Origin of the sequence: Halomonas sp. SpR1, assembly GCF_031010175.1 — a bacterium.
Lineage (GTDB): Bacteria > Pseudomonadota > Gammaproteobacteria > Pseudomonadales > Halomonadaceae > Vreelandella.
Map to the genome: position 1 here is coordinate 36,921 of NZ_JAUAMB010000020.1, position 20,050 is coordinate 56,970.

Consider the following 20,050-nt stretch of genomic DNA (forward strand, 5'->3'; position numbering starts at 1 on the left):
CTAAAGCTAAGATAGTATAAATACCATCCATATGGATGGTATGTGGAGCCTATTTGAGTGTTATAGTGCCAATGAGATGTTCAATGACGAGCACAACGAGGCTTCACACATGAGCGTGCATGAACTGCGCCGCAAGGGCGGCGACTCCAGCGAGAAGATCACTATCAATCTGGGCGTGGTTGATCTGGGGCAGATCGATCTGCTGGTACAGGAAGGGTTCTACTCCAACCGAACCGATCTGATCCGAACAGCCATTCGCAATCAATTGGCGAAACATGCTGATGTCGTCAGAGAGACGGTTACTCGCAAGTCGTTTGTACTCGGGCTTGAGCACTACAGTCGCTCGGATCTGGAGGCTTTACAGTCGGCAGGGGAAAAGTTGCAGATTCAGGTGTTGGGCATGGCCAGTATTGCCGACGATGTAACACCGGAGCTTGCCCTTGCCACTATCGAGTCGGTGGTGGTGTTGGGGGCTTTAAATGCCAGTAAAGCGGTTAAGGCCGCTCTAGCGGATCGCATTCACTGAAGCACGCCAGCAAACAGCTACCGGCCTCTCAACTGGCCACCACTGAATCATTAAATAGGGATATTAATCATGATCGACGCCGCTATGTCGAAACGAATGGAAGAAGCGACGCGGCTCACGCGCGCGGGAAAACTGCACGAGGCCATGGCCCTCCTCCAGGGCAGCGTGCCCGAAGCGAGAAGTACAGAAACTAGACGTTCAGAATCGCCGAATAATGTTTACCAGGGCGGCAATACCTTCGATGGGATCTGGGAGGTTGTTGGTAAAGAAGACACGGTAACGAAGCCTGAGTCGGAGGCACGATCTGCTACGGGCGCCTTTACGGCGGGTAGTTTCAGCAATCGAGTAGGCACGCGTGATTATAAACTGTATGTGCCTAGCGGCTATCACGGGCAAGCGTTGCCACTGGTGGTTATGCTGCATGGCTGCACGCAGAATCCTGACGATTTCGCTGCTGGCACCGAAATGAACCGACTGGCCGAAGAGCAGCCGTGTTGCGTGCTTTATCCTGCTCAGCCGATGACCGCAAACCACTCCAAGTGCTGGAACTGGTTCAAGGCTGAAGACCAGCAGCGCGAGGGCGGTGAGCCGGCAATTTTGGCGGGCATGACTCGCCAGATCATCGACACCTATGGGCTCGATGCTACCCGTGTCTATGTGGCAGGGCTCTCGGCAGGTGCAGCCATGGCGACCACACTGGCAATGACCTACCCGGATCTCTTTGCCGCGGTGGGCGTGCACTCTGGCCTGCCCCACGGAGTGGCCAAGAGCCTCCCCGATGCTTTAGGGGTGATGCAGGGCGGTACCGGGCCCCTGGGGGGCGGGAATAAAACCAAAGAAGCCGGATGGGCGTCGGGCGTTCCAGCGATTATCTTTCATGGCGACCGTGACACGACCGTGCATCCCAGTAACGCGGATAGTGTGGGAGCCCAGTACAGTACATCGCGTCAAGCAGGGGAGACGGTAGAGAAGGGGAAGGTCGTCAATGGCCACGGCTACACCTGTACCACCCACCGTGATGCTTCAGGTAAGCCATGTTTAGAGCAGTGGCGTATCCATGGGGCGGGCCATGCTTGGTCAGGAGGCAGCACGAAAGGCAGCTATACCGACCCGAAAGGCCCCGATGCCACCAAAGAGATGCTGCGTTTCTTTTTGCAACATCGTCGGTAACACCGTCGGTCTGCTGCGTAGCAGTAGTAGCAAACTAAAGCATACTGAGTGTTTTACGCGTCAAGAAAATATATCGCGAGGAGTAGCCATTATTAGTGCTAATGAAAGTTAATACATTGCGTGTATTAGTAATCTTTTGTATGCATATAGAACTAAAGGTTATGTTTTTGGTGCCGATAACCATACCTCTCTTACTTATTAGGAAGTTTCCATGCTTTCACGGTTCAAGATCGGCACACGCTTAGCGCTGGCTTTTGGTTTGGTCTCGCTATTTCTTTTGGGGACGTTAGTGGCGGGGGTGGTAGGTATCACCGTCACTAAAGATACGGCTCAAAAAACCTTGGACACGGATGTGGCCCTGGCAAGCAATGCGGCTGAGATTCAGCGGTTGGCATTGCTTGCACGGCGCTTTGAAAAGGATGTATTTATCAAGATCGACAGTCCCGAACGGGCAGAGGATCAGCAAAGTTGGGCGGCGTCCATAGAGGCAATTCGGACTGCCTTTCAGGAGGGAGAAGAACTTGCGGATCAAGATAGTTTAGATTCTCTCTATCTACAGGCTCAAAGCGCTCTTCAGGGGTATGAGGAGGGCTTCATGCAGGTGTATCGACAGATTGAGGGAGGCAGTCTTTCTGATGCCGCGCAAGCTAATCAGGCGTTTAGTGAACATAAAGAAAGCATCTATCGGTTGGCGGAATTGGCTGATGAAATCAGTCTGGTAGCGGACTTGAACGTTGAAATTGCTAATGAAGCGATAAACGCTGAGTACCGTTTAGCCCTTTGGCAGCTGTGTATCTTCGCGGGGGTGGCTTTGTTGATGGCGCTGGGACTAGCCGTTGCCATTACGCGTAGTATTGTACTGCCTTTGCGGAGAGCCGTTGAGGTTGCCCAGCGCGTTGCAGAAGGAGATCTGCGACACGATATCGTAGCCACAGGTCGTGATGAAACAGCACAGTTGTTAACCTCTATGGCTGAAATGAGTCAAGCGCTCACTACCCTGGTTGCATCACTACGTGACTCTAGCGAGAGTGTCTTGAACGGAGCCAATGAGATTGCTCAGGGTGGGCAAGAGCTTGCCGCTCGTACTGAGCAGCAGGCAGCGGCCTTGCAGGAAACTGCTTCAAGCATGGAGGAGATGACGGCAACGGTTCGTCAGAATAGCGACTCAACCAAAGAGGCTGATACGCTGGCTCATAATGCGTCGCAACAGATGCAAAGTGGTGGTCAAGAAGTCTCCCATAGCGTGGAATTAATGCGCGAAGTGACCGCCGCATCGCTTAGCATGGATAAGATCGTCGAGGCCATCGATACCATTGCGTTTCAAACCAATATCCTGGCCTTAAACGCCTCTGTTGAAGCGGCGCGGGCTGGTGATAAAGGCCGTGGGTTTGCGGTAGTAGCGACAGAAGTTCGTGCGTTGGCAAGCCGCAGTGCCGCGTCAGCCGGTGAGATTCGCACTATGCTCGATGATACGCGTAGCAAAATAAAGCTATGTTCTGAGCAAGCGGAGCGAGGAGCTGCCACTATTGGTGAGACGGAAGCGGTGATCCAGCGCCTTGCTACGTTGATGGTCGAGGTATCCTCTGCCACTCGGGAGCAGAGTAGTGGTATCGAGCAGATCAATACGGCTATTACTGAAATGGACTCTACCACTCAGCAAAACAGTACCCTGGTTCAGCAATCGACTAACGCCGCATTTTCCTTGGAAGATCAGGCTGGGCGTCTCCGCGAGCTGGTGGCTGCCTTTCAAATAGATGAAGCTATCGTGAAAAAGGCTTCAGAATACAAACCCGCAAAGGCCTTGCCCTCAAAGACAAGACAAGCAGAGTTTTAATCCAGGATAAGTTGATAGCAGCAGCGCCTTAAGGGCGCTGTTGTCATTTGTCATGGCCTAGTAAAGTTTAACCGCGGCTGGGCCATCAGCAAGCAGATCTCTTCCTAAGCTTAAACGCTCTTCATTCTTGATCCGGATACAGTCAGGTTATAGGCAGGATTTATATAAAACCTACCGCTGAAAAAAGAAGGAGTGTCTGAAAAGTCACTCCTTTTGTCGTGTTGTCGGATGAAAAAAATAGTACTCCAGACTAGATTTTTAAACCGCCTCTACTCTTGACAGTAAAAGTGCCGTCTCTTATTTTTAATGTAAGTTTTGGTATTGTTTTTGTTTCAAAATGTGAGTGTCTGGTGCCGTTGTTTGTTTTTGATAATGATTAGTAAATAGGCACGTGGGTAAATAATTAGTTAATGGCTAGTAATAAATAGCTGTTAGATAGATCGCTGTTAAATGGATAGTTATTAGTAGTGGTTGGGTTTTAATGTTTAATTAAGAGAAATAAAAATTTTATAATAATGATGTTAATCATTAATGAGGTGGTGTTTTGAAAATCTTAATCGTGGGGAACATGGGCTATGTTGGCCCCGCTGTGGTACGGGAGTTAGCCTTGCGTCACCCATCCGCCACGCTTCATGGGTATGACACTGCCTACTTCGCACACTGTTTAACGGGGGCCGAGCTTCTTCCAGAGCGTTATCTCGACCAACAGTTTATGGGGGATGTGCGAGATATCCCGGCTAATTTTTTTAAGGGTTATACGGCAGTGGTTCAATTGGCGGCGATTTCCAATGACCCCATGGGGGATCGTTTCGCCGCAGTGACCGATGAGGTTAATCAGCAAGCGACGGTTAGTATTGCCAAGGCGGCGGCTCAAGCGGGGGTAGAAAACTTCGTTTTCGCCTCAAGTTGCAGCATTTATGGCGTCGCTTTAGGAGCTCCGCGCAGTGAATTAGATCCCGTGGCTCCTGTTACCGCCTATGCCTGCTCGAAAATAGCCGCTGAAGAGGCGTTGGCGAGCATTGCGGGCGACATGGTGATTACCAGTTTGCGCTTTGCGACTGCCTGCGGAATGTCAGAACGTTTACGGCTGGATCTGGTGCTCAATGATTTCGTCGCTGGAGCCCTGAGCCAGCAGCATATTAGTGTGCTTAGCGATGGATCTCCCTGGCGGCCCTTGATCGACGTCTCCGACATGGCCCGCGCTGTCGACTGGGCAGTACAGCGCAAGCCTGAAAACGGCGGGCGCATCCTCAATATCAATACCGGCTCGAACGCACGCAATCATCAAGTGCGAGACTTAGCCACCGCAGTGGCCAAAGCGGTTCCCGGCACCACGCTGAGTATCAACACCCAAGCCCCCGCGGACAGCCGTTCCTATCAAGTGGATTTCAGTCTGTTTGCCAAGTTAGCCCCCGAGCATCAACCGCAAATGACGCTTTTGGATTCGATCAGGGGGTTGATCAATGGGCTCAAAAGCATGGAGTTTTCGGATGCCCAGTTCCGCGCCTCGCGCTATATGCGTCTGCATGCGCTACAGGCTCATATTGCTGCGGGACGGCTATCTGAAAGCCTGCGCTGGCAAAGGTGCGATGCAGTTACCCCGAGTGCTTTGCCCGTTACTACCCACGTTAACCTTGAGGCCTGAAACGGAGGCTTGACTATGAAAGTCGCAATTTTCGCGGGAGGGTTTGGAACGCGCTTAAGTGAAGAAACTGCGATTCGCCCCAAGCCTATGGTAGAAGTGGGTGGTAGGCCGATTCTTTGGCACATCATGAAGATGTACGCCCATCACGGTTTAAAGGAATTTATCGTTCTAGGTGGCTATAAGGTGGAGTACATCCGCGACTATTTCCTCAATTATCGCGGCAATCGCGTCGATTACACCATTGACCTGAAGACAGGCAACGTCGACTGGCTTCAGAGTGTCAATGATGACTGGAAAATTACCGTGCTGGATACCGGTGCCGATGCCATGACCGGAGGACGGCTCAAGAAGGCCATGTCCTACCTGGCAGGCGAGCCTTTCTGTTTGACCTATGGCGATGGGTTAAGTGATCTAGATATTAATGCGCTGATTGACTCACATCTGGCCTCGAATAATTGGTGCACCCTAACAGCAGTAACGCAGCCGGGCCGATATGGCGCGCTGCGTTTGAAAGAGGGCAATAGCCAGGTAGAGGGATTTCGTGAAAAGGGCGAAATAGACGGAGGGCTGATCAATGGCGGTTTTTTCGTCTGTAACCCGGAAGTGTTCGAGATGATTGATGATAGCCAGACCGTATGGGAAAACGAGCCCATGAACCGGATGATTGAACTGGGTAAATTGGGCTACTTCCATCATAACGGTTACTGGCAAAGCATGGACACGTTGAGAGACAGAATGGTGCTCGAGACCGCTTGGGCAGAAGGCGCCCCCTGGAAGCTCTGGAAGGAATGAACCATCGATGATTATTGTTGATACCGCGCTTGCTAAACGAGAGGCGCAAGGTCATCCCATTCGAGTGGGGATGGTCGGGGCGGGGTTTCAAGCTAGCGGTATCGCCCTGCAGATTATGACCGCGACGCCCGGAATGCGACTTTGTGCCATTGCCAACCGCCATCTCGATGCCGCGGTCAATGTCTTCCAGCAAGCTGAGATTGAGCCAGTCGCCTGTGAGACTCAGCAGGAACTTGAAGCGGCAATTGCGGCTGGGCGACCAGCAGTCACTGAGGACGCGGTGGCACTGGCGCGCGCTGAAGGGCTGGATGCGATCATTGAAGTTACCGGCTCATTGGAGTTCGCGGCGCATGCTGTCCTGGCGGCGTTGGAAAGCGGTAAAGACGTTATCCAAATGAATGCAGAACTCGACGGTACGATCGGCCCTATCTTAAAAGCGAAAGCCGATGCGGCAGGGGTTGTCTACAGTTTTGCTGATGGCGACCAGCCTGGTGTGCAGATGAATCTCTATCGGTTTGTTGCTGGGCTAGGTATTAAGCCGGTGCTGTGTGGCAACATTAAAGGTTTGCATGACCCCTATCGTAACCCCGCTACGCAGGAGAGTTTTGCCAAACGCTGGGGGCAAAAACCGGCAATGGTGGCCTCTTTTGCGGATGGCACCAAAATATCGTTCGAGCAGGCGATCATTGCCAACGGCACCGGTATGCAAGTGGCACAGCGGGGCATGCTGGGCCCTGATTTCTCTGGTGGCCTAGCCGGTGGGCCCTTAGTGCCCATCGAGCAGGCGGTGTCAGCATTTGAGCCCTACCTGAACCCAGAGGGGCCGGGTTTGGTTGATTATGTTGTTGGAGCGCGGCCAGGGCCGGGCGTATTTGTGCTGGGAACTATCGATAGCCCACGCCAGCGGCACTATCTCGAACTCTACAAGTTGGGCGAGGGGCCGTATTACTGCTTCACAACGCCTTATCACCTTTGCCATTTCGAAGTACCCACCTCCGTTGCCCGCGCCGTGCTGTTCCGTGATCCGGTGTTATCTCCCTTAGAGGGCCCAAGTGTTGGGGTCATCGCCATAGCCAAGAAGACCTTGCAGGTGGGCGAGACCATCGAAGAGCTCGGCGGTTTTGAAGTCTATGGGGTGGCGGAAAACATCGAGGTAATACGTAGGGAGCGGCTGTTGCCTATTGGGCTAGCGCTGGGCTGCCAGCTAGTGAACCATGTGGAAAAGGATGCGGCGCTGACCTTTAATGATGTGCATATACCGCCAGGGCGCTTGATCGACCGCCTGTATGCCGAACAGGAAGCCATGTTTGCCCTGGAGTCGATATCGGGTGTCGCGACTACTTTCACGGAGTAGAACATGCTTTTTCATCAAACGAACCTCAAGGATGCCCGCCTGATAGCGCTTGAGCCACATGGTGATGAGCGCGGTTTTTTTGCCCGCACCATGTGCCATGCGGAGTTTGAGCGCCATGGCCTGCTGAGTAACTTTGTTCAGCAGAACACCTCTTTCTCGGCTCAGCGAGGCACTCTAAGGGGGTTGCATTATCAGCGCCAGCCCCATGCCGAAGCCAAACTGGTACGCTGCATTCGAGGCGCGATTGTCGATGTCATCGTGGATATCCGTAAAGACTCAGAAACCTACTTGCATCACCAATTGTTTGAATTATCCGATGCAAACCGTCACCAGCTTTATGTACCGCCAGGCTTTGCGCACTCCTTTCTGACGCTGACCGACGATGTTGAAGTCAGCTATCTTGTCTCGGCGGCTTATCACCCCAAAGCTGAAAGTGGCTTGCGCTATAACGATGAACGCCTTGCCATCGAGTGGCCCATTCCGCCCACGGTGGTATCTGAAAAAGACGCTAACTGGCCCTTAATCAGTGAGCGAGACGAAGCGCTTTTTTAACTGTTAGCGACGCCAGTTGCGTGCAACGCACTAAAAAAGGGGCAGCGTGATCGCGGCCCCTTTAGGTAATGCATGGCTAGACGCCCCATCAATCAGCAGGCTTTGCCACCAGCGAACGGGTCTCTTCTCGCGCTTCCGTCAGCACTACGCGTAACGGATCGCCAAGCTTGTAACGCTCTTCGCCTTCGATCTGAATACGCCCCTCTTTATCGTCAATGACCACTTTGCTGCGGTCACTGTGCATCAAGGGGGCAGGTACAAACGCCGTCGCGCCATTTTCCAGCAGTCGAACGCGCATACCGCCACGGTTGATGGCCATGATTTCGGCCTCAAAGGTGTCCTGGTTCTGCGCGGAGGGCGTTAAGTAACGCACGTAGAGCCAGTCTTTCACATCGCGCTCGGCCATACGGTTCAGGCGGCGGCGCTCGGTCAGCTGCTCGGTCAGCTGCTGGGTGGCTTCGGCAGGTGCCTGCTCGCCTTTCAGCACGCGCTTGATCAAGCGGTGATTGACCATATCGCCATACTTACGAATCGGCGACGTCCAGGTGGCGTAGGCAGCCAGGCCAAGGCCAAAGTGCGGGCCGGGCTGGGCCGACATACTGGTGAAGCCCTGGAAACGGCGTAGGCGCGCATCCAGCCAGGCGTCATCGCGGCTTTCCAGCGCCCGCTTCAGCTCGGTGTAACGGGCAAGCTCGGTCAATGCTTCGCGCTCGACCACGATCTCCTGGCCTGCCAGGAACTCTTGCGCAGCTTCGGCTTTCTCCGGCTCAAAGGCGCGGTGCACGTTAAAGATACCGTGGCCGATATGCTGGGCCAGGAAATCCGCGCAGCAGGCGTTGGCCACAATCATCGACTCTTCGATCATGCGGTTGGCAATGCGACGCTCTTCGGTACGCACCGCCAATACATTACCGGCGGGATCGAGATCGAACACGTAGTCGGGGCGGTCTTTAAACACCAGGGCGTGTTCGTTACGCCAGGCGGTGCGCGCCTCGGTCAAATCGCGCAGCGCGGTGAGCTGCTCGGCGATCTCATCTGCGGGTGCCCAGTCGCCTTGACCCTCGATCCAGTCGGAGACGCTGTCATAGGCGAGTTTGGCGTGGGATTTAACGTTGGCGGCAAAAAAGCGGTAATCGCCCAGGCTGCCGTCGGCATTGATATCCAGCGTACAGGCCAGCGCGGGGCGCTCTTTGCCTTCCCACAGCGAGCAGAGATCATCCGCTAACTGCTCCGGCAGCATTGTGACGTTCTGGCCCGGCAGATAAACGGTAAAGGCGCGGGTACGGGCTTCTAAATCCGCCGCATGGCCCTCTGCCACGTAAGCCGTGGGATCGGCAATCGCTACGCTCAACTGCCAGCCGCCTTCAGAACGGGTCGCGACGTGCAGCGCATCGTCCATATCGCGGGTCTTCTCACCATCGATGGTGAAGAAGGGCGTTGCGGTTAAATCTTCGCGCGTCAGGCCTTCATCCATCAGCGGCCAGTCGGTGCCCGCATCGGGGCACTCTTGCTCCAGCGCATGGCGGGCAAGCGTTACGCGCCACGGCACCGCCGGATCATCGCTCTTAGCAACCAGCTCATCAATCTGGGCAAAGAAAGCGCGGTCGTCGGCTTTTAGCGGATGGCGTACCAAGCGGGCAACCACCCAGTCGCCGTCAGCAATGCTGTCTTCATCAAGGCTGTTCTTAATCCGCGCCTTAATAACATTTTTAATCGACGGATGGTCAGGCACGACGGCCAGGCGGCCTTCGCGCTTCTGCACGCGGGCGACAAACCGATCCAGCCCAGCTTCGATCAGCTTTTCCGGCTCAATGGATTTTTTGTCACCGTTTTCGTGAATCACACCTTCCACGCGATCACCATGAATCACTTGCTTCATAGCGGGCGGCGGCACGAAATAGGATTCACCGTCGTCGGTTTCGAGAAAACCGAAACCTTTGTCGGTGGCTTTGATCACCCCTTCAGCACGGGGGGTGGTTTGACGAATCTGTTGCTTGAGCTGGGCAAGCATGGCGTTGTTCTGAAGCATGAGCTCAATCAGTTGGCGAGAGTTAGGGTGCCACTATACGGATTCCCAAGGGCTGCGCCAATTGTCACCATGGGAAGTTCTCTTTGATCTCAATTTATCAATAACCTACATCCCCTCTGCCAGTCGTGTCATCTCCTTATTAAATGAAGAAAGTGTCCCTACCAAAACATGTTCGTGGATTATTGGTACTTGAATGGTATTAATTATTGACTATATTGGTATCTAATTGGTCTTGTTTGTCTTCAGGAGAGATCCATGGATTCACGCTTTACCCAGCTGCGCCTTGACCCTAAGGGCGCGACACCTCTTTACCAACAGTTGGCCCGCCAGTTGGAGCATGCCATTGAGACTGGCACTTGGGAGAGCGGTGAGGCGCTGCCTTCAGAGCGCAACTTGGCCGATACCCTCAATGTCTCTCGTATTACCGCGCGTAAGGCTTTGGACTGTCTGGCTGAGCTGGGGCTTATTCGTCGTAGTCGCGGTTCCGGAACGTTCATTACGCCGCGTCTCAATCAGTCGTTAACCCGGTTGGTGAGTTTCACCGAGCTGCTTACTCAGCGCGGTTTTACGCCAAGTTCTCAATGGTTAGAGCGCAGGCTTGCAAATCCCAATGCGGAAGAGAGCATGCGTCTTGGCTTGGGGGCCGATGCCCAAGTTTCGCGCCTGAAGCGCTTACGCTTGGCCGATGATGTGGTGATGGCGGTAGAAGATAGCTGTCTACCTGTCTCAGTGCTGCCCGATCCTCTGTCAGTAGAAACGTCTCTCTATGCGGTACTGGAGTCCAGCGGTAAATCAGTGACTCGAGCTCTGCAGCACGTCACAGCCATCAATGCGGACGCAGAGCTAGCGGCACTCGCTGAAGTAGCCGAGGGGCAGGCGCTGCTTAAGATTACTCGACTAGGCTACTTAGCCAATGGCACGCCAGCAGAGCTCACGGTTACTTACTGCCGCACCGATTACTACGACTTTATGGTCGAGCTGACTCGCTAGGAGACGCTATGCAATTCGGTAATCTTTATACCCCCAAGGGCTGGCGATTGGGAGAAATTCACTGGGAGGAGGGGCGTATCAGTCGTATTAGCGGCGATCCGGTAGATCCCGACACCAATGAACATCCCCGCGTGCTGCCCGGCTTTATCGATTTACATGTGCATGGTGGTGGCGGTGCAGATGTCATGGAGGGAGGCGAGGCACTGGCTACCTTGGCTCGCACCCATGTGCGCTTTGGAACCACGCGGCTGCTAGCTACTACCATGACGGCGCCAGACGCCCATATCAGGCGGACACTGCGCGAAGTCGCTGCCTATATGGAAGCACCAGTACCCCAAGCTGCCAAGGTGTTGGGCGTGCATTTGGAGGGGCCCTACATTAACCCAGGCAAGCTGGGCGCCCAGCCAGCCTATGCAAGAATTGGAATAACAGAGGAGTTGGACGAACTCTGTGCGCTGGCGCCGATTCGCTTGATCACTCTGGCCCCAGAGTTATCTGGCCACTTGGCGTTGATTCACCACCTTAGCGAGCGCGGTGTACGGGTGCAGTTAGGTCACACATTGGGAAGCTACGAAGAAGGCGTCGAGGCCCTGGCCCACGGTGCTAGTGGCTTCGCTCACTTGTTCAATGCCATGACTGGCCTGCATCATCGCAAGCCTGGCATGGTGGGCGCGGCGCTGGCTCATGCTCAGTACGCCGAAGTGATCCCTGACCTGTTACATGTCCACCCAGGCGCCATTCGTACAGCCCTTCGCTGTATCCCCAATCTCTATGCGGTCACCGACTCGACGGCCGCAGCGGGTATGCCTGATGGCGACTATCGGCTGGGGGAGCACACCGTCACTAAGTGCCTAGGCGGCGTGCGGCTAGCCGACGGTACCCTGGCAGGTAGTACGCTAACTATGGATCAGGCGCTGCGCAATTTGGTCTCCCTAGGTCTCTCTCTGGCCGAGGCCTCCGATCGCCTCTCTCGCTACCCGGCGGATTTCCTGGGTATTAGCGGTATTGGTCGCCTTCAGGAAGGCGCCTCAGCTGACCTGATTGTTCTTGATCCCCAGCTCCAACTCCAAGCGGTCTTCGTCGAAGGCCGCGCCATTCAAGGAGATGCCTGATGTCCCAGATGCTCTTGGAAGCCCGCAACGCGCCGGTGCGTATTCGTGGTCAGTTGCAGCGTAATGCCCCCCTCCTGGCCGCATTGGGCGAGCAACTGCGCCAGACGCCGCCTTCTGCCGTAGTGACGGTAGCCCGGGGCAGCTCCGATCATGCTGCCAGCTACTTTGCCTATCTCTGCATGCAGCAATGCGGCATCCCGGTAGCCTCGTTGCCGCCCTCCCTGACCACATTGAGCAAGGCGCCTTGGCGCGTTAGAGGGCAACTGGCCTTGGCGGTCTCTCAGTCGGGGCAGAGCCCTGATCTGGTCGCCACTCAGCAAGCACTGGCGGCCGCTGGCGCTCAAACACTAGCGCTGATTAATACGCCACAGTCACCTTTGAGCGCGGCTAGCGACAATGAGGTTCCGCTCTATGCAGGCGAAGAGAAGAGTGTGGCAGCCACTAAAAGCTATCTGACCACGCTCTCCGCCATGGCCCAATTGATTGGCCACTGGAATGAGGATCGCCGCTTGCTGGGTGCCTTGGATGAACTGCCAGGACGCCTGGAAAGCGCTCTGGATCAGGACTGGGCCCCCGCCATTGAGGCCTTGCAGGGGGTTGATCGACTTATGGTCATTGGTCGCGGCGCAGGCTTGGCGGTGGCCCAGGAAGCGGCGCTTAAGTTCAAGGAGACCTGCGCTATTCAGGCCGAGTCCTTCAGTGGCGCCGAAGTACGCCACGGCCCCATGGCACTGATTGGCCCCGACTATCCAGTGCTGATATTTGCGCCTCCAGGGCCAGAGCAGGCTGGGTTGCTGGCGTTAGCCGAGTGGCTTGAAAGCATTGGTGCTCGCGTTCTGTTAGCCGCCGATGAGAACGTCTCTGAGCGCCAATTAACGGTGGTGGAGGCAGGCCACGAGGCTCTGCAGCCGCTATCTGTCATCCAGAGCTTCTACATCATGGTGGCCGGCTTAGCGGCGGCCAGAGGCAGTGACCCGGATCGCCCCCAGCACCTAAATAAGGTCACCTGCACTCTGTAAAGATAAATAAATCAATAGCTTCATAATAAAGACAACGCGGGAGTTTCCCCATGTCCGATCCAAGTCAAACCTTAATCTTGCAGTCACCTGTGGAGGGGGTTGTGGTTCCCCTAAGCGAGGTGCCCGACCCGGTCTTCGCCGGTCTGTCTCTGGGTGAAGGTATCGCCATTGATCCCCTCGGCGAGTGTCTTCATGCCCCCTGCGATGGTGAGATAGTGCAGTGCGCCCGCACCCGCCATGCTCTGACCCTGAGAACAGACGCCGGGGTGGAGCTATTGCTCCACCTGGGGCTGGATACCGTCGAGCTAGAGGGTCAAGGCATCGAGCTGATGGTGTCAGTGGGTGACAGGGTGCGCGCTGGTGATCCGCTGTGTCGCTTTGATGCCGATAGGTTAGCACAAGCGGCCTCTGCGCTGATTACGCCCCTTGTAGTTACGGAGGCCGCGGGCTGGCATCTGCTGCCGTCACACCATGACAAAGGCGCGCGGATTGCGCTTGGTGAGAACCTGCTGGTACTCGCTCTCAGCACAGCGAAGCCGGTTGAGGCACCGACACAAGGCCCTCTGGTTGAACGACACTTGACGCTAGCCCTTGCAGCAGGGCTACACGCCCGCCCTGCGGCGCGGCTAAGAGCCATCGCCCGGGAGTATGGTGTTAGTTTGGAAGTACACCATGAGGGAGCAACCGAACGTTCTAGCGCTAGCGCCGAAAGCTTAAGTGCGTTGATGAACCTGGGCTTGGTGGCGGGAAGCGCTTTACGTCTGAGTGCCCAAGGCGCTCGAGGCGAGTCAGCTCTGGACGCCGCTGAGACGCTGTTGACAACCCCCGAAGCAGACGAGCAAATCGCAGCCGAATCCAAGTCGGCGCTGACCAATGCCCTGGGAGTGGGGGAGTTGGCTGGTCTAGTGGCCAGCCAGGGGCTAGCGATTGGCCCGCTGGCTATCTATTGTCCGCCACTGCCTGGGGTGCCATACGACGGCGAAGGGGAGAGCGTAGAAGCTCCGCGCCTTAAACATGCATTAAGCCGTGTCGCTAAAGATTTAACGAAAGCCGAAGCTCAGGCGGCGAGCCAAGATCAAGGCGCTGAGGCGGAAATCTTTGCTGCCCATAGCGCCTGGCTGGAGGATCCGGCCCTAGTGTCAGCGGCAGAGGTATATATTGGTGATGGTCGCAGCGCCGGTCAAGCCTGGCGGGAGGCACTAGACGCTGAAGCAGAGCGGCTTGCCGCTACTGGTAACGACTTGCTGGCTGCCCGGGTCGCTGACCTGCGCGACTTGCAGCGACGGGTGATGGCGTCGCTGAGTGACGACCATCATGCGGCAGCTCCTGATCTGCCCGAAGGCGCCATTTTGGTGGCCGAGGACTTGACCCCTTCTGAGCTGGTGGCTGTTGCCGACCAGCGCCCCGCGGGGCTGTGTCTTGCAGGAGGTGGCACCACTTCTCATGTGGCGATACTGGCTCGGGCGCGGGGCATCCCCTGTCTAGTCGCCATGGGGCAAGCGCTATTGGAGTCAGCTAGCGATGCTTCAGATGAAAGCGTCATTCTGGATGCTGAGACCGGTTATCTGGCGTTGAAACCAAGTTCTACCCAACTGGCTGAGGTGGCGGAGCGGATTGAGGATCGCCGGTATGAAGCCGAGCAGGCGCGGGCTAAAGCGCATGAGCCAGTGGTCACGCTGGACGGGCGTAAGGTTGAGGTGTGCGCCAATATTGGCGGTGCCGAAGAGGCGCGTCTAGCAGCATCGAACGGTGCCGATGGCGTGGGCTTGCTGCGTAGTGAATTTCTATTTCTGGCGCGCGATAGCGCTCCCGACGAGGCGACACAGCGTGCAGAGTACCAGGCGGTTCTTGATGCCCTTGGCGGCAGGACGGTCGTTATCCGCACGCTGGATATTGGCGCCGACAAGCAGCTTCCCTATCTGCGCTTGCCTAACGTACCCAATCCCGCCTTAGGAGTGCGCGGTATTCGCCTATGGCAGAGCCAGCCCGAGCTGCTGGAGACCCAACTGAGGGCTTTGCTCGCCATCACGCCGCTCTCAACGCTGCATATCATGCTACCCATGGTCAGCGAAGCCGCTGAGCTAAGCGAGGTACGTCGGCGCCTGGAGTCGCTGGCCACTGAGCTGGGCCTCAACGAACGGCCACGTCTTGGCGCCATGATCGAAGTACCCAGTGCTGCGCTCTGCGCTGCCAGCCTCGCTGCCGAGGCAGATTTTCTATCTATCGGGACTAATGACCTGACCCAGTACACGCTGGCCATGGATCGAGAAGATCCGTTTCTGGCCGCCCGTGCCGATGTGCTTCACCCGGCAGTACTGCGGCTGATTGAGGCTACTGTTTCTGGAGCAGCAGGGCGTTGCCCGGTAGGCGTATGTGGGAGTGCCGCCAGTGATGACCTAGCCGCTCCTCTGTTGGTAGCTCTGGGCGTTGATGAACTCTCTGTAGAGTCTGCACGCATACCAGCAGTGAAAGCGGCTTTGCGTCGCCTGGACGCCGCCGACCTGGCGGCTGAACTCCCCGACCTGCTGGCCCTCCCTGATGCCGCCGCCGTGCGTCGGCGCCTCGCTGAGCTGGTCGCCCGGGATGATAAAAATCAGCCAATAACAACGTCGACAACAACTCCCCTAGTGAGGTGCTGATATGGCTATTATGACCTTTGGGGCCCGCCTGATGGGTGGGCTACAGCAACTGGGCCGTTCCCTGATGCTGCCCATTGCGGTGCTACCCATCGCTGGCCTGCTGCTACGTTTGGGCCAGCCTGATCTGCTGGATATTGCTTTTATCGCCAGCGCGGGCGAAGCGATATTCGCCAACTTGGCGCTGATTTTTGCCATCGGCTTGGCGGTAGGCTTCGCCAATGACAGTAACGGTGCTGCCGGCCTGGCCGGTGTGATTGGCTACCTGGTGCTTGATGCGGTGCTGAACTCGCTGAATCCAGAGATTGATATGGGCGTGCTGGCGGGCATCATCATCGGCAGTATAGCGGGTTTGCTTTATAACCGTTTTCACACCATTCAATTGCCAGACTACTTGGCTTTTTTCGGCGGGCGGCGCTTTGTGCCTATTGTCACAGGTCTTACCGCTGTGGTTCTCGGTGTCGCCTTTGGGATCACCTGGCCGCCCATTCAGCATGGCATTGACTTATTAGGCCAGTGGCTGATCGATGCCGGCGAGCTAGGGCTATTCGTCTATGGAATGCTCAACCGGCTATTAATAGTCACCGGCCTGCACCATGTGCTCAACAGCTTAGTATGGTTTGTTTTTGGCAGCTTTGAGACGGCGTCTGGGGCGGTAGTAAGCGGGGATCTTAATCGCTTCTTCGCGGGTGATCCTACCGCAGGCCGCTTTATGGCAGGCTTTTTCCCGGTGATGATGTTCGGTCTGCCAGCTGCAGCGCTGGCCATGTACCATGCCGCGCCGAAGGGCCGGCGTGTCCAGGTGGGCGGTCTGCTGCTGTCGCTGGCGTTGACCGCCTTCCTTACCGGTGTTACCGAGCCTATCGAATTCACCTTTATGTTCCTGGCGCCGCTTCTTTATGGCTTGCATGCTTTATTAACCGGTATCTCAGTAGCCTTGCTTCACTGGCTCGACGTTAAGCTGGGCTTTACTTTCTCTGCAGGGGCCTTCGACTTCGCGCTCTCGTACGGGCTTTCTACCAATGGTTGGCTGATGCTGCCGGTAGGGTTGGCCTATTTCGTTATTTACTACACGATTTTCCGCTGGGCGATTGTACGTTTCGACCTACCTACGCCGGGCCGTGACCCCGAGATAATCGCGCCCGTTGTGACGGAAAACGCTCCTAGTGACCGTGGCCCAGCCTTTGTTGCGGCCCTGGGCGGGGCAACCAACCTAAAAAGCGTTGGTGCATGTACCACTCGGCTGCGTTTGGTGTTAGAGAATCCTGACGCTATCGACGAAGCTTCCCTTAAGGCACTGGGCTCGCGGGGGCTGCTGCGTCTTCAAGGTGGTGGTGTTCAGGTCATCGTAGGGCCGATTGCAGACGGCGTAGCTGATGAAATACGCGCCGTACTAGACGCTGCCGGGGAAGCACCTGAGCGGCAGGCCGTCCAAGGAAATTCTAATGCCGAAGCAACTTCAGCAACCGATGTAGCGCCTATTGACTCTCAGGATAGACTGGCTTGGCAGCAGGCTTTGGGGGGCGAACGGAATGTGCGCAGCGCGACGGCAGTTGCCTCCACTCGTCTGCGCTTGGAGCTGGCCGATGCCGCTGCGCTAGACGAGGCGGCCCTGACTAATCTGGGCGCTCACGGCGTGCAGCGTTTGGAGCGTGGGGTAATCCATGTGCTAATCGGTGAACGGGCAAACTCGGTGGCCTTGGGGCTATCATTGCCCTAATTTAGCGATCAGGCCGCCCCAGAGGAGTAAGGGCGGCCATTTCCATTCGGTCTGGTTGTTTAATCTCGATCTGTCTAGGAGCGTCAGGGATGAATCGGTTAAGCTAAAGTTACATACTTATGGAGCGCGCTATGACACCTCGGCTGATTGTTTCTGACCTGGATGGCACCCTATTAGGAAGCGACCACTCCCTACACGAAAGCACTGTAGAGGTGCTAAGGGCATTGGTGGAGCAGGGGCATCATGTCGCGCTCGCCTCGGGTCGCCACTACCACGATATGAAGGTGTTTCGCGATCAGTTAAATATTCCCGCGCATCTTATCAGCACCAACGGTGCCTATGTTCATGATCCTGAAGATGCATTGCTGGCGGCTAATCACCTCGCGCCCGAGCATGCCAAGACGCTGATCGGTCTGCCGCGTCCGCCCCAGGTACGGTTGAATCTCTACCGCGAGAGCGGCTGGCATATTGATGCAGAGGCTCCACACCTTTTATCGCTCCACGCCACTACCGGCTTTGGCTATCAAGTCGTGCCGCCTGAGCAGATGGATACTAACGGCGTGGGCAAAGTGCTTTATCTGGGCGATCCAAAGGCGCTAAAAAAGCTGGAAGGAGAGGCCCATGACGCCCACGGCGACGCGCTGCATATTACCTACTCCACGATTGATTCACTGGAAATTATGGCGGGCGGGGTCAATAAAGGCGTGGCGCTGTCATCACTGTTGGAACGGTTGGGCTTAACGCCCGCAGAGTGTTTAGCATTTGGTGACAATCTTAACGATACCGAAATGCTCGATTTAGCAGGAGAGGCCCAGGTAATGGCCAACGCCCACCCTGACCTGTTTGACCGTGTCACCGGCGCTGAACGCATTGGCCATCACGGCGAAGCCGCCGTTGCGCAGTGGCTGAAACAGCGGTTTGGGTTGTAGAGACTCGTATTCTTTAGGTCTCTTTGCTTAATCACTTGCAGCGGCTTGGGGCTGAGGTCAATCTGAGCCAGCTCAACAGTTTGGTGGAGGACAAAGATATGTTGGCAGAGAACTTAGAGAACTTGGTAAAAAAAGAGCGTTTGGAAGGTCGTCAAGAAGGCCGACAAAAAGAAGCCCAGCGTATCCTGCGCAAGCAACTCGGCCTCAAATTTGGCGAGCTGCCTGTTTGGGAGGAACAGCGCTTAGGGCAGGCAACGCCTGAGCAGTTGGAGGAGTGGTCGGCTGCTATCTTGACCGCCAACTCCCTTGATGAGCTGTTCAAAGACTAATGTTACGCTTTACTTATTCGCTGGCGGTTTCAACCAATCAAACAATTTCGTTAAAAAACCGCGCTCGGAAGGTTTTTCATCGTTCTTGCCAATAAAAGCTTCTAACAGGCTTAAGTTAAGCCGTTGAGGTAAGTCTTTGGCATCGGCCATGAGCGCTTCGCGTGAAGTGTCTTCTTCAGCGCTGGAAGTGTCTCGGGGGATATTGAGCGTTACCTCATCCGCCGTATGCATGATGTATTTGTTTTCGTTATAAGCAAAGGTGGAGAACTTCGGGTCGAGCGGGGTGGTATTGTTGCCATTGGTTGAAAATCTAGAAACCATCTGCTCAAGAAACTCAAAATTGCTGCTGCGACCAATACTGTGACCAGGGTCTAGGATATAACTCAGGAAACCTTTGTCTATCCGCGTGGAGCTAATAGCATCGCTATTCTGAATACGTTCAGCCGTAGTAGCGTCTGCATCGGTAAAGCTGACCGTGGTTAAACGTCCCTCACTATCGTATTGATGACCGTCATTAAAATTCCCCATCATACTGCCATTATCATGCTGTCGATATGAACCAAGATCCCCTGCTAGCATGCTGACGTACCTTAAATCTGCCCCTTGTTCCTGCGCTAACTCATACATATCTGCTAGCAGATTTCGATCCTCATGGGTCAAAAAGTGTTGAGGTGAAACCCCCAGATAATCCCCATTAGTGCGAACGCTTGGCAACACTGGCGGCTCTTTGGCACCAGAGCCAAACAGTTTAGCAATCATAAGAGCACGACCACTTATTGACACCGTGCTACTTGCTTGATCTTGCTTATCGTTAATGACGTTAGTGTTTTTATTTTCAGTGAAGCTGGCATTTTTGCCAGCTTCATATGTTTTAGGCGTTATTGTGGAATTGGTGAGATACCTACTCCCTACACTATTTCCTGAGCTATGGATTTCCATGTCCTCTCCAATCAGTAACTAAAATGAAAAACGACCCTATCCTTTCCAGCAGGTGCTACGTGCCTAGGGAGAACTCCTGTGGCACTTTTTGCTCTATATACAAGTTGAACTTCAGTTCCTTCATTAAACCGCTGGCCACTGAAGTGCGTCGTGCTACCCGAAGAGTTAGGGGATACCTGTATGCAGCCTACGTGGTTTCTAGAATAAGGCCGGAAATAGCAGAGCTCGACACTCTGCTCAATTGCTTCAGGATACCAAGTAGTTTGCCACTCTATGGTTGTAACTCTTTTACTCGACAATCCCGAATCTTTTGGAAAGTCGTGTCTCGCTGGACGAAGGTGTGATCGAGTTACTCCTCCAATACCTTCACCACCAAGCACTAGCATCCGGCCTGGGGTGCTTTCAGTTGTAATGGAAGCATCAGTAGCGTGAGCATTGACTGAGATACTTGCCCCTACAAATGCTAACCCTAAT

The 20,050-nt window shown here is 55.2% G+C and carries 16 protein-coding genes; 14 read left to right on the forward strand and 2 right to left on the reverse strand.

What is annotated here, in order from left to right; genetic code table 11:
- The first annotated feature begins 109 nt into the window (after positions 1–109).
- From QT231_RS14675 to rfbC, 7 genes are all read left to right on the forward strand, one after another.
- Positions 110–526, forward strand: a complete 417-nt coding sequence (locus QT231_RS14675) for a CopG family transcriptional regulator (RefSeq protein WP_308337596.1) — start codon at positions 110–112, stop codon at positions 524–526.
- Between the two features lie 69 nt (positions 527–595).
- Positions 596–1,696, forward strand: coding sequence for a PHB depolymerase family esterase (locus QT231_RS14680; RefSeq protein WP_308337597.1), 1,101 nt, complete (start codon positions 596–598; stop codon positions 1,694–1,696).
- A 211-nt stretch (positions 1,697–1,907) separates the two neighbouring features.
- On the forward strand, positions 1,908–3,530 hold the full coding sequence (locus QT231_RS14685) for a methyl-accepting chemotaxis protein (protein WP_308337598.1): 1,623 nt from the start codon (positions 1,908–1,910) through the stop codon (positions 3,528–3,530).
- 544 nt (positions 3,531–4,074) lie between these two features.
- Entirely contained in the window at positions 4,075–5,175 is a 1,101-nt protein-coding gene (locus QT231_RS14690; protein ID WP_308337599.1) for an NAD-dependent epimerase/dehydratase, read from the forward strand.
- A gap of 15 nt (positions 5,176–5,190) precedes the next feature.
- Positions 5,191–5,967 (forward strand): glucose-1-phosphate cytidylyltransferase, encoded by a 777-nt coding sequence (gene rfbF / locus QT231_RS14695; protein ID WP_308337600.1) that lies wholly within the window; start codon positions 5,191–5,193, stop codon positions 5,965–5,967.
- Positions 5,968–5,974: 7 nt separating this feature from the next.
- Entirely contained in the window at positions 5,975–7,321 is a 1,347-nt protein-coding gene (locus QT231_RS14700; RefSeq protein ID WP_308337601.1) for an NAD(P)-dependent oxidoreductase, read from the forward strand.
- Positions 7,322–7,324: 3 nt separating this feature from the next.
- The gene (rfbC, locus tag QT231_RS14705; protein WP_308337602.1) at positions 7,325–7,873 is read left to right on the forward strand and encodes a dTDP-4-dehydrorhamnose 3,5-epimerase; all 549 of its coding nucleotides are present in this window, start codon (positions 7,325–7,327) and stop codon (positions 7,871–7,873) included.
- A gap of 88 nt (positions 7,874–7,961) precedes the next feature.
- Here rfbC and QT231_RS14710 read toward each other — a convergent pair whose 3' ends face one another.
- On the reverse strand, positions 7,962–9,902 hold the full coding sequence (locus tag QT231_RS14710) for an exoribonuclease II (protein WP_308337603.1): 1,941 nt from the start codon (positions 9,900–9,902) through the stop codon (positions 7,962–7,964).
- 255 nt (positions 9,903–10,157) lie between these two features.
- Between QT231_RS14710 and QT231_RS14715 the strand changes: the two genes are divergently transcribed.
- The 7 genes from QT231_RS14715 (at position 10,158) to QT231_RS14745 (ending at position 18,637) form a co-directional block, all read left to right on the forward strand.
- Positions 10,158–10,892: a GntR family transcriptional regulator gene (locus QT231_RS14715; RefSeq protein ID WP_308337604.1), complete on the forward strand. Its 735-nt coding sequence runs from the start codon at positions 10,158–10,160 to the stop codon at positions 10,890–10,892.
- A gap of 8 nt (positions 10,893–10,900) precedes the next feature.
- Positions 10,901–12,004 (forward strand): N-acetylglucosamine-6-phosphate deacetylase, encoded by a 1,104-nt coding sequence (nagA, locus tag QT231_RS14720; RefSeq protein ID WP_308337605.1) that lies wholly within the window; start codon positions 10,901–10,903, stop codon positions 12,002–12,004.
- Positions 12,004–13,023, forward strand: coding sequence for an SIS domain-containing protein (locus QT231_RS14725; RefSeq protein ID WP_308337606.1), 1,020 nt, complete (start codon positions 12,004–12,006; stop codon positions 13,021–13,023). Before nagA ends, QT231_RS14725 begins: the two co-directional genes overlap by 1 nt.
- 50 nt (positions 13,024–13,073) lie before the next feature.
- Positions 13,074–15,662 carry a phosphoenolpyruvate--protein phosphotransferase gene (gene ptsP, locus QT231_RS14730; protein WP_308337607.1) on the forward strand — a complete coding sequence of 863 codons (2,589 nt, stop codon included), beginning with the start codon at positions 13,074–13,076 and terminating at the stop codon, positions 15,660–15,662.
- Position 15,663: 1 nt separating this feature from the next.
- Positions 15,664–17,379 (forward strand): N-acetylglucosamine-specific PTS transporter subunit IIBC, encoded by a 1,716-nt coding sequence (nagE, locus tag QT231_RS14735; protein WP_308337608.1) that lies wholly within the window; start codon positions 15,664–15,666, stop codon positions 17,377–17,379.
- 131 nt (positions 17,380–17,510) lie between these two features.
- Complete coding sequence (locus QT231_RS14740) at positions 17,511–18,308, forward strand: HAD family hydrolase (protein WP_308337610.1); 798 nt, start codon at positions 17,511–17,513, stop codon at positions 18,306–18,308.
- A gap of 98 nt (positions 18,309–18,406) precedes the next feature.
- The gene (locus QT231_RS14745) at positions 18,407–18,637 is read left to right on the forward strand and encodes a DUF4351 domain-containing protein (protein ID WP_308337611.1); all 231 of its coding nucleotides are present in this window, start codon (positions 18,407–18,409) and stop codon (positions 18,635–18,637) included.
- A gap of 9 nt (positions 18,638–18,646) precedes the next feature.
- Here the strand turns inward: QT231_RS14745 and QT231_RS14750 are convergent, their stop codons facing one another.
- Entirely contained in the window at positions 18,647–19,576 is a 930-nt protein-coding gene (locus QT231_RS14750; protein WP_308337612.1) for a hypothetical protein, read from the reverse strand.
- Between the last annotated feature and the right edge of the window lie 474 nt (positions 19,577–20,050).